Annotated in this window: 13 protein-coding genes, 1 tRNA gene and 1 pseudogene; 7 read left to right on the top strand and 8 right to left on the bottom strand. The window is 62.8% G+C overall.

Translation table 11 applies throughout. The features are described 5' to 3' along the window. Positions 1-366: 366 nt before the first annotated feature. From ACLV74_RS24655 to ACLV74_RS24640, 4 genes are all read left to right on the top strand, one after another. Positions 367-789, top strand: a complete 423-nt coding sequence (locus tag ACLV74_RS24655; RefSeq protein WP_411882062.1) for a tripartite tricarboxylate transporter TctB family protein — start codon at positions 367-369, stop codon at positions 787-789. A gap of 12 nt (positions 790-801) precedes the next feature. Continuing rightward, complete coding sequence (locus ACLV74_RS24650) at positions 802-2364, top strand: tripartite tricarboxylate transporter permease (protein WP_411882061.1); 1563 nt, start codon at positions 802-804, stop codon at positions 2362-2364. A gap of 117 nt (positions 2365-2481) precedes the next feature. Further along, positions 2482-2916, top strand: a complete 435-nt coding sequence (locus ACLV74_RS24645) for a DsrE family protein (RefSeq protein WP_411882060.1) — start codon at positions 2482-2484, stop codon at positions 2914-2916. Positions 2917-3168: 252 nt separating this feature from the next. Then, entirely contained in the window at positions 3169-4716 is a 1548-nt protein-coding gene (locus tag ACLV74_RS24640) for an FAD-dependent monooxygenase (RefSeq protein ID WP_411882059.1), read from the top strand. Between the two features lie 23 nt (positions 4717-4739). Here ACLV74_RS24640 and ACLV74_RS24635 read toward each other — a convergent pair whose 3' ends face one another. The 3 genes from ACLV74_RS24635 to ACLV74_RS24625 are packed head-to-tail and all read right to left on the bottom strand — an operon-like array spanning position 4740 to position 7748. Further along, the gene (locus tag ACLV74_RS24635) at positions 4740-5396 is read right to left on the bottom strand and encodes an ABC transporter permease subunit (RefSeq protein WP_411882058.1); all 657 of its coding nucleotides are present in this window, start codon (positions 5394-5396) and stop codon (positions 4740-4742) included. Then, on the bottom strand, positions 5389-7068 hold the full coding sequence (locus ACLV74_RS24630) for a transporter substrate-binding domain-containing protein (RefSeq protein ID WP_411882057.1): 1680 nt from the start codon (positions 7066-7068) through the stop codon (positions 5389-5391). Before ACLV74_RS24630 ends, ACLV74_RS24635 begins: the two co-directional genes overlap by 8 nt. Then, on the bottom strand, positions 7068-7748 hold the full coding sequence (locus ACLV74_RS24625; RefSeq protein ID WP_411882056.1) for a methyltransferase: 681 nt from the start codon (positions 7746-7748) through the stop codon (positions 7068-7070). Before ACLV74_RS24625 ends, ACLV74_RS24630 begins: the two co-directional genes overlap by 1 nt. A gap of 201 nt (positions 7749-7949) precedes the next feature. Between ACLV74_RS24625 and ACLV74_RS24620 the strand changes: the two genes are divergently transcribed. Together ACLV74_RS24620 and ACLV74_RS24615 are read left to right on the top strand one after the other, a co-directional pair. Next, a complete protein-coding gene (locus ACLV74_RS24620; RefSeq protein WP_411882055.1) occupies positions 7950-9446 on the top strand; it encodes a CHAD domain-containing protein in 1497 nt (498 codons plus the stop codon). Between the two features lie 85 nt (positions 9447-9531). Beyond that, a tRNA-Gly gene (locus ACLV74_RS24615) sits at positions 9532-9605 on the top strand. Between the two features lie 77 nt (positions 9606-9682). Here the strand turns inward: ACLV74_RS24615 and ACLV74_RS24610 are convergent. From ACLV74_RS24610 to ACLV74_RS24590, 5 genes are all read right to left on the bottom strand, one after another. Next, on the bottom strand, positions 9683-9967 hold the full coding sequence (locus tag ACLV74_RS24610; RefSeq protein ID WP_411882054.1) for a hypothetical protein: 285 nt from the start codon (positions 9965-9967) through the stop codon (positions 9683-9685). Positions 9968-10075: 108 nt separating this feature from the next. Then, the gene (locus ACLV74_RS24605; RefSeq protein ID WP_411882053.1) at positions 10076-10483 is read right to left on the bottom strand and encodes a DUF6896 domain-containing protein; all 408 of its coding nucleotides are present in this window, start codon (positions 10481-10483) and stop codon (positions 10076-10078) included. A gap of 1380 nt (positions 10484-11863) precedes the next feature. Beyond that, positions 11864-12382 (bottom strand): DUF3658 domain-containing protein, encoded by a 519-nt coding sequence (locus ACLV74_RS24600; protein WP_411882052.1) that lies wholly within the window; start codon positions 12380-12382, stop codon positions 11864-11866. 503 nt (positions 12383-12885) lie between these two features. Next, complete coding sequence (locus ACLV74_RS24595) at positions 12886-13197, bottom strand: hypothetical protein (protein ID WP_411882051.1); 312 nt, start codon at positions 13195-13197, stop codon at positions 12886-12888. A 61-nt stretch (positions 13198-13258) separates the two neighbouring features. Beyond that, on the bottom strand, positions 13259-13633 hold the full coding sequence (locus ACLV74_RS24590; protein ID WP_411882050.1) for a hypothetical protein: 375 nt from the start codon (positions 13631-13633) through the stop codon (positions 13259-13261). A 133-nt stretch (positions 13634-13766) separates the two neighbouring features. Here ACLV74_RS24590 and ACLV74_RS24585 point away from each other — a divergent pair. Further along, a pseudogene (locus tag ACLV74_RS24585) lies at positions 13767-14162 on the top strand (phage integrase N-terminal SAM-like domain-containing protein); the annotation flags it as partial. Positions 14163-14193: the final 31 nt, after the last annotated feature.

Here is a 14193-nt window from a genome sequence, read left to right as displayed (position 1 = left end):
AGGGCTTGGACCCTTCGACAGGCTCAGGGCGAACGGTAAAGAGGATTGGCGGTGATTCGCGCAAGTCTCAATCAGCCTGGTATTGCGCCCTCTCCCAGAGGGAGGGGGGACAGGATAGCGGGAGAGGGAGCGGCTTTTTTCGAGGCATTCACCCTGTTAGTGATAACACGTATTTTGGTATCGGCCGCGCAAAACGAAAGCCGATTGGAAGCCTCGCTTCCTAACATCCCCTCCAACCCGAACGCCCCGCCGGCTGCGCTGTGCAGGACCGAAGAGCACGGGACATTAGCAGGAGACACGGATGAACCACCCCTCGTTCAACAACCAGGCCGAGCCGGCCCCAGCCCGGAGGCGCTTCCCATGAACATGAACAACCGCAACTTCGTCAGGGGCCTGTGCCTCATGGCGATCGCCCTGCTCTTCGGCCTCTTGTCGTTCAACTACACGATGGGCGAATTGAGCCGCTCGGGGCCCGGCCTTTTCCCGCTGATAGTCAGTTCTTTCCTGTTCGTCATCGGCCTGCTCACGCTGGTGCGCGCGCACTTCGTCGATCCCGTGCCGCTGAACTACAGCGTCAAGAACATCGCGCTGATCCTGCTGAGCCTGGTCGGGTTTTCGGTGATCTCCCAGTACATCAACATGATCCTGGGCATCGTCTTCCTGGTGTTCTGCTCCACCTTCGCCGGCACCTCGTACTCCGTGGTCCGGAACATCAAGATTTCCGCCGGCCTGATCGCGGTGGCCTTTGGTTTCCAGCATCTTCTCGGCCTTAACCTGCCTTTGTACTGAGATTGCACTGATATGGAAGTCCTACACAACCTCTCCTTCGGTTTTGAACACGCGCTGACGTGGCAAAACCTGCTGTACTGCGCCATCGGTTGCACGGTGGGCACGCTCATCGGGCTGCTGCCCGGCCTGGGCCCGCTGTCCACCATCAGCCTCTTGCTGCCGCTGACCTATTCGATTCCCACGGGCGGCGCGCTCATCATGCTGGCCGGCATCTATTACGGGGCGCAATACGGCGACAGCGTGAGCGCCATCACCATGAAGATCCCGCATGCCAGCAGCATCGTGGCCTGTATAGACGGCTACCAGATGACGCTCAAGGGCAAGACAGGCCTGGCGCTCTTCACGGCCGGCGTCTCCAGCTTCATAGGCGGCACGGTCGCCATCATCGTGCTGTCGACCATGGCGCCCGCGCTCGGTGAAGTCGGCTTCCTGTTCGGCCCGGCCGACTACTGCGCACTGATGCTGCTGGGTTTCTTCTGCGTGAGTTTTGTCAGCAGCGGCAGCCTGCTCAACGGCCTGGCCATGGCCATGGTCGGCGTGCTGCTCGGCATGGTCGGCACCGACGTCAACAGCGGCGTCGCGCGCTACACCATGAACCTGCCCTTCCTGATGGACGGCATAGGGCTGATCAGCATCGCGCTGGGCTGCTTCGGCATTGCCGAGGTCGTGAAAAACCTCGACAACAAGAACGTGCTCACGCCCTTCAACGGCAAGATCAAGCTCATGCCGACCTGGCCCGAGTTCAAGCGCATCATCCCCAGCGCCCTGCGCGGCAGCATCATCGGCTCCGTCCTGGGCATACTGCCAGGCGGCGGCCCCACCATCGCCCAGTTCGCCGCCTACGCCGCCGACAAGAAGTTCAGCAAGTACAAGCATGAGATCGGCACCGGCTGCATCGAAGGCGTGGCCGGCCAGGCCGCAGCCGACGAGGCCGCCGCGCGCACCAGCTTCATCCCGCTGATGGCCATCGGCATTCCCGAGAACGCCGTCATGGCGCTGATGATGGCGGCCTTCGTCGTCAAGGGCATACAGCCCGGCCCCAACATGATCGCCACCCACCCCGATTTGTTCTGGGGCCTGGTCGCCAGCATGTGGATAGGCAACTGCTTCCTGCTGGTGCTGAACGTGCCGCTGGTGCGCTACTGGCTGTCGGTGTTCAAGATCCCCTACACCGTGCTGTTCCCGGCCATCCTGTTCTTCTGCTGCATAGGCACCTACAGCATCAACAACAGCCTGGACGACATCTACACCACCGCCGTCTTCGGCCTGGTCGGCTACCTCTTCCTGCGCCTGGACATGGAAGCCGCGCCGCTGCTGCTGGGTTTCATCCTGGGCCCCATGCTGGAAGAGAACTTCCGCCGCGCCATGCTGCTCAGCCGCGGCAGCTTCAACGTCTTCGTCAACCGCCCCATCAGCGGCACCCTGCTGGCCATGATAGGCACGCTGGTCGTCTGGCAGGTGGTGGTGTTTGTGCGCAAGCTGATCAAGGCGCCGGACCATGTGATCCATACGGGCGGCGATGCACCGGCAACGCCCCTGGCCGCGGCGGCTGTGCCTGCAACCGGCGGCAAATAACAAGCCCCGCCTGGACAGCCCGCTACACGCAAGCCCCCCAATCCGCAAACCGGGTTGGGGGGCTTGTTTCATTCAGGCATTGTGTTGAAATAAGCCTCCCTTCAGGAGACCTTCCCCATGAACCGCAGACTCGTACTCCAGGCCGGCGCCACGGCCGCCTTCGCCACCCTGCTCCTCGGCAGCGCCTACGCCCAGTCCACGGCCGCCAAACGCCAGGGCATCGTGATCCAGGTCAGCGACAACGACCCGGCCAAATGGAACCTGGCGCTCAACAACGCCAAGAACCTGCAGGACGACGTGGGCGCCGCCAACGTCGACATCGAGATCGTCGCCTACGGCCCCGGCATCAGCATGCTCAAGCTCGAATCCCCCACTGGTTCCCGCATCGCCGACGCCGCCAAAGCCGGCGTCAAGGTCACCGCCTGCGAAAACACCATGCGCGGCCAGAAGCTCACCAAGGACGACATGCTCACCGGCATCAGCTATGTGCCCGCCGGCGTGACCGAGATCATGAAGAAGCAGCACGAAGGCTGGGCTTACCTGCGGCCCTGATTTTTATCCGGCCGCTGCCACGACCCGGCCATGGACTGTTCCGGGTGAGCTGGAGGCCTTGCTACACTCGGGCTGTCGAAAAAGGCAGACTTGGTATGGTCAGTCCAGGTCCTTTCAGAAACGAGAGCTCTGCCTCCGCACATCGCCGGAGGCCCCACGACGAACACGGATGCCGCACAGGCGTCCCATGTTCGTCCGTGTGGCTCTCAACATCGACGAGCTGCTCCGGCCGGACATCACTCAGGAGCGGACATGAACAATTCTTCCATCTATGACGTCGTGATAGTCGGGGCAGGCCCGGTTGGCTTGCTGCTGGCCGGTGAACTGCGGCTGGGCGGCGCATCCGTCCTGGTGCTCGAACAGGCCGGCAACCCGGACTCTCCGCTCAAGGCCCTTCCCTTTGGCATGCGCGGGCTTTCCATTCCCACGGTCGAAGCGCTCTATCGCAGAGGACTCCTGGGAGAAGTTCAAGCCTTGCAGTTGCAGAGAACCAATGACCCCGGCAGCAAGCCGGTGCCTGTCGCGCACTGGATGGGGCAGGCGCGGCGCCCCGGCGGACACTTCGCAGGTATCCAGTTCTTCCAGGACAACATCGACAGCAAGCGGTGGCCCTATTGCCTTGCCAGCCCGGCCAGCGCGCCCATGGCTTCGACCATGGCGGACCTCGAAGCCGTATTGGCTGCGCATGCGACTGCCCTGGGGGCGGAGATCCGGCGAGGTGTTGCCGTGGACGGGTTCAGCGCTTCGGACGAACACGTGGATGTTCTCGCGGGCACCCGCACCTTTCGCGCCCGCTGGCTCGTCGGATGTGATGGCGGCCGCAGCACCGTGCGCAAAGCCGGTGATTTTGATTTTGCGGGGACACAGCCGGAGTTCACGGGCTACTCGGTCGAAGTCGGGCTGGCCGACCCGGAGAAGCTGACGCCGGGGCGCCAGTACACCCCCACCGGGGTCTACACCTTCCAGCCTCCGGGAACCCTTGCCATGGTTGACTTTGACGGGGGCGCGTTTCACCGGGGCCAGCCTGTCACCCTGGAGCATGTGCAGTCGGTCCTGCGCCGTGTCGCCGGCGCCGACGTCACGGTCACGGCGCTCACGCTCGCCACCACGTGGACCGACCGCGCTTTTCAGGCCGGGCAATACCGCAAAGGACGGGTACTGCTCGCGGGTGACGCCGCACACATCCATTCACCGCTGGGCGGGCAAGGCCTGAACCTGGGATTGGGAGACGCCATGAACCTCGGATGGAAGCTTGCCGCCACCCTTCGGGGCGAGGCGCCCGGCGAGCTGCTGGATAGCTATGCCGCCGAGCGCCACCCCGTGGGTGCGCAAATCCTGGACTGGTCGCGTGCCCAGGTCGCGCTCATGCGGCCGGGCGAAAGTTCACGCGCCCTCGCAAGCATCATGCGCGACCTCATGGAGACGCAGGACGGTGCGACCTATTTCGCCGAGCGGGTATGGGGTGCGACCTTGCGGTATGACCTTGGCCATGCGCACCCCCTGGTCGGTCGAAGCGCGCCGGACTTCGAAGTGTCCGGCGGCCGAAAACTGGCTGACTGCCTGCGTGCCGGAAAGGGCTTGTTGCTCGAGTTCGGCGCGGACACCTTGAGCCCCATCGCCGGCGCCTGGAAAGACCGCATCGCCTACGCGCATGCAAGCACCGACACCCGCTTCGGCCTGAGCGCGGTGCTCGTACGCCCGGATGGCGTCGTCGGCTGGGCAAGCGAGTCGACACCCGACGCCAAAGAGTTGCTCATGCAAACGACGCGATGGTTTGGCGCGAGCCAGCAAGCCGTTTAAAGCTGTGTCGGCCGCGCAGCCCCTCAAGGCTGCTCAGCCCCTTCCAGCCGCGCCGCCTGCACCGGCCGGTGAAAGCGCCGGTTCAGCTTGCCGCGCATGTGGTTGATGGCGTGGTAGATCAGCTGGAAGCAGACGGTGAAGATCACGATCACCAGCGCGATCAGCAACAGCCTGTCGCCGACCTTGGGCAGGGTTTCAATCGCGCGCAGCGTGATGGTGGTGGCTTCGACCACGCCCACCGCCGCGCCGAAGCCCGAGGACAGCACCATCACAAAAAACGCGCGCACCAGGCCCATCACAAACAGCATGGCCGCCACGGGCGAGCCGCTCCTCAGCTGGCGCATGGCCTCGACCGCGTGGTCGGACACATAGGCCGCCGCATACAGCGTGAGCGACAGCACCACGGCCAGCCAGGGCGTCATGGCGAACTGGCGGTGGCCGGCCGCGCCCAGGGCCGGCACGACGTTGACCAGGAAAAACATCACCACAAAGGTCGGCACGGTGCGCATCAGCGCGACCAGCCAGGCGGCCGGCGCGGCGGCCAGCCCGTTGCGAAAGCGCGCGAAGGCCAGCGGCGCGCCCAGCAGCATGCCGCCCAGCAGCGCGCAGATCGCGATCTGGAAGTTCACGACCAGGCCGGCCAGGAAGTCCGGGATAAAACGGGGCAGCAGCTCAAGCATAGGAACCCCGGCTCAGGGCCAGCCGCGCCTGCCACACGTCGGCCAGCTTGTGCACCACCGCGACCAGCACCATGTAGAAAACCAGCAGCAAGGTGTAGGTGGTGATGCGTTCGCTGGAGAAGGAGGCCACGTCCGTCAGCGCCGACAGCAGCTCGGGCACGCCCATCACCGAGGCGGCCGGGCTGCCGCGGGTGGCATTGACCACAAAGGCCACGATCTGCGCCCGGGCCCGGTAGACCGCGGCGCTGAGGGCGGGCTGCGCGGGCGCGCGTTCCTCGCGCAGCGTGACCATGGCCTCGGCCACGGCCTGGCCGGCGTTGCTGCCGTTGAACAGGCCCAGCACCAGCACGGCCGCGCACAGCGAGACGATGGGCGAGGTGGCGCCAAACGCGCCGACCAGCACGCTGGCCAGGATCATCAGCAGAATCAGCGGCGTGGACTGCAGCGGCCACAGCAGTCCGCGCACGGCCCAGCGCACCCAGCGCGTGTGCGAGGTCAGGCCCGCGCCGAAGGCCAGTGCCAGCGCCCAGGTCGCCAGCACGGCACCCGCCACCAGCAGGAGGGAGAACCAGACGCCTTCAAACAACAGGTCAAAGGCCACCCAGGTCTTGAACATGGCCAGGGTGACCTTCATGCCGGTGGCCTGCTGGATGGTGTTTTCCAGGCGGTCCACCTTGTGCGCGAAGGGCGTGGGCTCCAGCTGGTTGTCCAGCGGCTTCATCACGCAGCCCGGGTCGCCCAGCGAGGTGATCTGCGAGCAGCGGCTGCTGGACCACAGCTGGCGCTGCTGCGCCAGGAAGGGCGAATCCACGCCGTATTTTTGGGCCAGCGCCTGCAGCGCGCCCGAGATGTGCAGCTGCTGCATGGACAGCGCCAGCACGTCGGCCAGGCGCGCGCCGCCCTCGCGCGACACGGCCACGCCCCAGGGCAGCGGCGCGAAGCCGAACTTGGTGTCGTAGGCCGCGGCGAAGGCGGGCTGCTGCAAATAGGACGCAAAAAAGCTGTCGTCCTGCGCGACCAGCGAGCAGCCGCCCAGGCGCAGCTCATCGACCAGGCTGGCCGCCCTGTCGAACAGCTTCAGGCGTGCGCCGTTGACCGACAGCTCGGCGTTGGTGCTGTTGCCCACCGTCACGCAGACGGTGTTGCCGCGCAGCTTGACCAGGCCGCCGATCTCCAGCTCCTTGCGCCCCAGCACAATGGTCTGCGACTGGTAGTAGTGCGGCCTGACAAAGATGGCTTCCTGGTCCCGTTGCAGGGTGTGGCCCATGGTCGCGATGACCAGGTCTATGCGCCCCTCGCCCAGCAGGGCCAGGCGGTTGGCGGGCGTGACCACCACAAAATCGGGCGCGACGCCCAGCGAGGCCGCCAGGTGGCGCGCGAGGTCGATCTCAAAGCCCTGCAGGATGTTGTTGTCTTCGTACGCGAACGGCGGGTAGCCGGTGCGCACGCCCACCCGCAGGGTTTTGGTGCACAGCACGCGCGACAGCACGTCCCCCGTGTCGTCGCAGGACCTGGCTTTTTGCGGGCCGGCCGGTGGCGGGATGGAGGACGGCGGCGGCGTGCCCTGGGCCGCGGCGAGGGAACACAGCAGCGCCAGGCCGGCGGCCCGCAAGACGCGCATCAAGGCCGCCCCAACGCCCATGCCGCCTTTATCCATGCCGCCAACTCGCATCAAGCGTCCTCATGCTTCCAGCTGACTTCCACCAGGTCAAAGTCAACAAACCAGAAATCACCCATCTTGTGGATGCCCAGGCCGGTAAAGCGCGCCAGCACCTCGGCGCTCATGCTGGCCAGCTTGTAGGCCGGCAAAGGCGCCGACGCGCAGTACGCCACGCGCGCCTGCAGGCCCAAGGCGTCGGCCATCAATTGCGTCTTGGCGAAGTCGAGGAACACGTTGTGCGTCATCACCGCCAGGCCGCCGGGCGCCAGGTGCCGGCTCAGGCCCTTGAGGAACTGGTCCACGCAGCGGCGGCCGTCGGGGCCGCCCGCGCTCCAGGTCGGCAGCCGGCCGTCGCCCTCGATGTGTTCGGCCGCGAACTGCGGCAGGTTGGTCACCACCAGGTCAAAGCGCGCGTCGCCGCACACGCCCCACATGTCGCCCTGCAGCAGGCTGGCATTGGCCTGCAGGCCTTCCTGGTCCAGCAATTTTTGCGTCGCCTGCACGGCGAGTGCTTCGAGTTCTATGCCCAGCGCGCTCTGCGCGCCCAGCGCCAGCAGCGTCGCCATGATCACGCCGCTGCCCGGGCCCATCTCAAGCGCGCGCGACGATTGCACACGCGCCGGGTGCTTGCGCAGGTACAGCAGCAAGGCGGCGGTGTATTCGCTAGGACTGAATAAATTGGTTTCGTTCAAAACAATTCTTCTTGCATCCCGAAGGGCGGCTTTGACACCGGGGCGGCCGGCGTGGAGCACGGTCGAGCGATAGTAACCTATGGATACACCTTTGTGATTACAGCGGGGCTCGCCTCTGCCCTCGCTTCACCTCGCCATGCGGGCGGCCGCGCAGTACCATGGCCTGCCGCACCGCCCATTCACCGCCGCATACACATCCCCATGGAAATCGAACTCAAGCTCAGGCTGCCCCCTGCCGCGCTGGCCGCGCTGGCCGCGCTGCGCGCCGACCCGCTGTGGGGCGGCACCCGCGCCACCCACCATCAGCTGGACAACATCTACTTCGACACGCCGCAGCGCGCCCTCGCCCAGGCGCGCATAGGCCTGCGCCTGCGCAGCGACGGCAAGCGCTGGCTGCAGACCGCCAAGGGCGGCGGCGGCAGCCGCGCGGGCCTGCACCAGCGCGAGGAAATCGAGTTCCCCGTCGCCGGCCCGGCGCTGGAATGGGCGCCGCTGGCGGGCACGGCCTTTGGGCCCGTGCTGGAGCCCCTCAAGAACCAGCTGCAGCCCGAGTTCCGCACCCGCTTCAAGCGCGAGATCCGCCACATCACCGGCGCCGCCGGCGGCGTCATCGAAGTCGCCATCGACGAAGGCGAGATCCTGGCCGGGGAGCGCAGCGAAGCGCTGTGCGAGGTGGAGCTGGAACTCAAGAGCGGGACGGTGGACGATGTGTTCGCCCTCGCCCTACTGCTGGTCGAACGCCACCCGCTGGTGCTGGACAACCGCAGCAAGGCCGAACGCGGCGGCCGGCTGGCCCAGGACGCCGCGCCGGCCCCGCCGGCCAAGGCCGCCACACCGGACACGCCCCAGGGCGAGGATGCACGCGCCGCGGCGCGAACCGCCATAGAAGCCGCCCTCGCCCACTGGCAAGCCAACGAAGCCGGCTTCCTGGCCCAGCCGCAAGGCGACCACTACGACAGCGAATACCTGCACCAGCTGCGTGTGGCCGTGCGAAGGCTGCGGGTGGCCTGCGGCCCGCTGGCACGCGCGGCCCAATGGCAACAGCAAGCGCTGGCGCCCGTGCAAGACAGCCTGCGCGCGCTGGGCCAGCGCCTGGGCACCGCGCGCGACTGGGACGTCTTCATCGAAGAAACCTGGCCGCCGCTGGCCGAAGGCCTGAACGACGCCGCCCTGCGCCAGAAGCTGCAGGAGGCTGCCGGCCTGCACCAGGCCACCGCCCGCCTGCAAGCCCAAGCCGCCCTTGAGGAACGCGACACCCAGCGCCTGCTGCTGCAGCTGGGCCGCTGCCTTGCGCAACCGGACAGCGAAGACAACCCGGTGCCCTATGACGCACTGACGGACCAATTGGACAAACTGGAACACCAGCTGCGGCAAGCCCTGCCCCGGCTGGAACACCTGAGCCCCCCACGCCTGCACAACCTGCGCATCAAGGCCAAGAAGCTGCGCTACCTCACGGAATTCATCGCCGGCCGTTACGACGCCCAGGCCACCGAAGACTGGCTGGACTGGCTCAAAAAAGCACAAACGGTTTTTGGCGTGCACAACGACCGCGTGAGCGCGCGCGCCCACATCGAAGCGATCTGCGCCGGCATGGACCAGCCCGGCAAGCTGCAGCACGGGCTGCAGGCGGCGCTGCGAGAGCAGGAGCAGCCCGAGCTTTCGCTGCCGCACTTGCCCGAGCCCTACTGGCGTACTTGAAAGCGGAAACCGGGGTGTAAAATCGCCGCGAGCCCGCTCCTGGCGCGGCTTCAGCGTCAAGTGGTTCATCAGCAGCCACCCAAACGCGGGTGTAGTTCAATGGTAGAACGGCAGCTTCCCAAGCTTCATACGAGGGTTCGATTCCCTTCACCCGCTCCATGTCTCTGTAATTGATTGATTTCTTTCAAGAATGGCGACCGCGCCGGCCGCCGTTGCGGGTCCGTTCGACGAGCCTGTCAGACATGATCGCTCACTTCATCGATCGATTTGACTTTCAGATCACCGTCAAATCCGCCAGCTATGTACGCAGACAAACAATCTGAGAACTCGTCGAGGAGCGCCAACCCTTTTGGGTCGTGGTCGTTCTCGGCGGTAAGTGTGAGTCGCGAACCGTCCCAGGCGCATGTAACTGTCGCGTGCCATTTGCGATGTTCCGCAAACTCCTTCGCGATGTCGATGGCAGCCTCCGAGCCAGCGTCCTTCGGAACACCATCGCATACGAGAACGGCTCGATAGATCATGTTTAACGTAGAAGTGACCGGTACGTTGCGGCAAGGGGCCGCACGGTGAACGATTTCCAACGGCGCCGTGCGGCCCCTTGCTGCAACGTGTCCGTGTCGATCGCTCTGTTAGAACGCGTGTCCTGCAAGATAATGAAGGATGTACCCGGAGTACACGATCTCACCGGCGCGCACGCTCTCCTCGAACACGTGCTTCAGTTCCTCTTCTGAGGTGAAACGGTAGACTGAGAGTTTGTCTTCAGCAAAGCATGAGAGACGCCAAAGATCGAAGCCGTTCGTCTGCCCTTCTGCCCCAAAATCAAAATCCACGCTGTGACTCGGAAAGCGTACAACGCAACCATAGCCGTGCTTAATGTAGTCTGAGCGCCCTGACAGTTGGCCGCGCTGAGAAATTCCGTTGCATGCCCACTCAACGTTGCTCGCAGGCAATCCGATGCCAGCTTCTTGCAACAAATCAATGGCCCGTGCCACCGAGCTCTGGTAGTCCGCTATAAGTGTTCGGAGACGGGAATCCATGCGGTCTAACGTTGGAAGTAACCGGCGCCCACCCAAGGTGGCCGCGTGGCGGCCGGACGCCTCTGGGCGTCAGGGTTGACGGACCTGTTAGGCAGGCCGTGCCTTCTCATCGAGAAAACATCCTACGCCGAAGAGACGCGGAAACTCGGACTTTTTGCCGTGCCTTGCGAGCAAGTCTTTCTGCAAGCTCAGGACTTACCTGTCCTTGGTTCTGGTTAATGCGTGCGAAAGTGAAGTCGTACGCGCGCAAGCCCCTGCCCAGCCTCTTTTCCAAGCAATGCAGGCAAAGCACCCCGTCCACTTGGTGATTCGCCGATATCCAAAGTCCATCTCGGACCATGTAGTACTGCTCAGTCTCAGCCGTGTTCATGCCGCAGTCCAGACAGTCGAAGCCAAGACTTAACTCAGGATGCGCGAACGAGAGAGGCCTCTTCATGTTGCCTAACGTTTGACTTAAGCGGACCGCCGTAGGCGGGTCCGCTGGAAGGGATGGTTAGGCTCATTGTCGACTGAAGTTGGTGCAAGTAGAAGTTGGAGGTACATCTCCACCTCAGCCCGCGATTTCCAAGTGCAACGGCCTTGGACGGAGCACCACCCTTCAATTACGCGAAGGACGGCCGGTGCATAAATGACTTGAGCCCTCCAATTGGCGATGTCCTTGGCAGGCATCACCAAGCACGAGAACTCCTTTGAGCCTCTATGCCGTCCAATTGCTACGATCTTCTCGTAGCCGTCGCCCCACTGCGCGGGCAAGCAATAGACCTTGGTGCCACCGCTGTAGTGGTGTGTGCCCGGCACGCTTTCCGGTTGGGGTGCGGATCGAACACCGCCTACGTTTCCAACAAGGCACCAGTGGCTCGCGAGTATCGGAGAACTCATCGTGAGGCCTAACGTTTGAGGCAACCGGACCGCAACACTTGACGCGAAGCCGACGCCTGTAGTTGCGGTTCCGTGTTGGCCGAAGGGTTAAGACGCATGGCCTGCGGGTCCTAATGCTTGTCCAACTCAAACGAGAGTGCGGGTACTCTCTCGAAAACGCATGCGCTCCCGCCAAATTTCAGCTGAAGCGTTCGGTCATCGAGGAGCGCAAAGCTCGTCGACTCTTCGCGTGGACTGCTAGGTTGGTCGGTGATCAGGGTAGCGCCTTCGACTCGGTAAGACATCAGCATCACCTGCCACCTTCCCTCGTCAAGTGCTCCATAGGTGAGCTGGCCACTGGGACTGAAGTTCATCTGTACCCTCTCGCCGAAGTTCACTGCCGGCGTACTTGAACGAAGCTCCCAGAATCCGACGATCTGCGTTTGCATGCGTCTTAACGTTTGACATGAGAGGCTCGACCCAGCTTGCCGGGGCGAGTCCTCTCGATGGAAGGGATAAACCTCACGCCGCACTCGCTTCGCTCTGCGCGAGGCGAATCTCGGAATAACGCATGGCCCACACGTCCCCCGCAATCTCGACCTTCCCCGAATCTTCGAGTTCATCCATGCGCGCCTGGATGTAGGCGATAGGCATATCTGTACTTGCTTGTTCGAGTTCGGGGATTAGATTACCAACGATCTTCGCTACCTTTTGCCAACGTGAAGTGCATGTGCGGACGATCATGGCATCGACAGCTCGTTCGACATCTTTCGGCGCCGCGCGCATAAGCCCTACTTCTTCTTCTGTTGGTTCATACGGTGCTGCGTCTTCCGGATCGAACGGCTCGATGTCTCTGTACTGAATTACTACTGGGGCTCTCACGCCAGCTAGCACTTCTGTTATTGACCTTGAAAGGGCTTGCATGAGCCCTTTTCGTTCCTCACTGTCAGAGACTTGAGCAATCGCAGTCTCTAGTTCCGTAAGGCTGGACAGGGCGAGTTCGCACGCAGCAAATATCTCTTCGGCGGCTTTTCGCTCCATGACTGAGGTTCCTGTGAGGTCTAACGTCGGCCGTGAATGGGCCGCAACGGCGCGCTCAGCATTGAAGAAAGGTGACCACGCTGGTCGCCGTTGTGGGTCCATTCGACGAACCTGTTAAACAGAGCGATCTTCACTTTAAAGGCACCCCACATGACGGGCAAGTTGTCGGGTTGAATGGCACGCCGTCGTCATTTGGGACTTTATTGCAATTTGGGCAGCGGTAAATTCGGACTCCGATGATTGCGCCAATAATTGCAACGGCAAAAAAGGCAATCGAGATAACTTCTCGCGAATCTTTCCACACCGAAAAGTAGTTTGTGACAACAAGGCCTAAAACGCCCACGACGAACCACGGCACGGCAAGAAAGCCCGCTCGACGGCGACGGCACTGGAATTCCGATGCGGTACTCATGAAGCCCGTTGTTTAACGTTGAAGGCCACCGGGGCGCAACACCTGCGGCGAAGCCGCCCTCTGCAGTTGCGCGTCCGCGTGGGCCGACCAGTTAGCGCTCATTCCTACGCTCCTGGATTTCTAGAATTTCCACTGCAGCCTTGAACTTCTTGCTAAGCCTGTAGTGTTCAATTGCGAGTCCAAACGCGGCGGCAACCGCGACAGCGATACAAACTCGAGCCGGAATTGCAATTTCAGTCCCGACAATGACCCAGATACCCGGAAGGCCGGAAAATACATATGGCCACGCTCCAAAAAGCCAGTGGGGTTTATGCCTTAAGACATCGCGGGCCGCCGCTTCTCGCATGACATCGCGTGCAAGTTCCTCGCCTAGAGCTTGGTTATGAGACAGCGAAGTTTCCATGAGGGCTAACGTGCAAGCTCAGCGGACGGCGAAGCCGTCCGCTGGAGCGAAAGGTTGAACATCATTTCGGCCATACCCGCTCCAAGTCGCCATCGACAAATCCCACCGTAACTGCTTCTGCCTTTCGGAGAATCGCGCTGCCTGTGCTTGGCTTCGACAAATAGGCGCTGACCAAAATCTTGGCGCCTTCCAGAACGGCGGCCCATGTGCGGCCGACATCAACATCAATGAGTTCGAGTGGCTCGTTCGCGGAACGAAACGACTCGTCGCAAGCCCAGTCGGAGTCCTCGTCGCTGTAGCTGTCGGAGCCGACTATTTCGATACACCACGGTTCCGCGAGGTTGAAATTGAATGCGATGACAGATTCAGGCACCGGCTGCGCCAACTCGCTGTCGAGCCACGCATCGAATCTGGACTGAAAAGCGGCTGTTGGCATGATGTTCAACGTAATTTAGACCGCAAAACCTGCGGCTTAACTTGGCGGCTGAGGTTTAACTTCGTCATAAAAATCGTCCGAAAGCCTCTTGTTTATTGGGTTTCCGGTAAATACACTGCATTTTCATACAGGTATAAATACTTCCATGAAACCCGGCAACCCACCGCTGCAATCGACCCGCTTGCTCGACCAGGTCAGGGAGCGGATTCGCTATCTTCACTATAGCTTCAGCACCGAGAAGCTCTATGTGTACTGGGTGCGTTTTTTCATCCGCTGGCATGGTTTGAAGCATCCGCGCGACATGGGGGCGAAGGAGGTTGAGGACTTTCTGACTATGTTGGCCACGGAACGCAAGGTGTCAGCGTCCACACACAAGCAGGCCCTGAGCGCGTTGCTGTTTTTATACCGGGAGATGCTTGGCGTCGATCTGCCCTGGCTCGACAACATCAACCGACCGACCCGCGCGCGGCGGATTCCCTCAGTGCTGACCAAGGACGAAGTTGCCGGTTTGCTGGCAGCGATGGATGGAACTGCTGGGCCACTCTGATGTGAGCACCACC

Source organism: Polaromonas sp. YR568, assembly GCF_943369415.1.
Taxonomy (GTDB): Bacteria; Pseudomonadota; Gammaproteobacteria; order Burkholderiales; family Burkholderiaceae_C; genus Polaromonas.
This window is presented reverse-complemented; position numbering and strand designations above follow the sequence as displayed.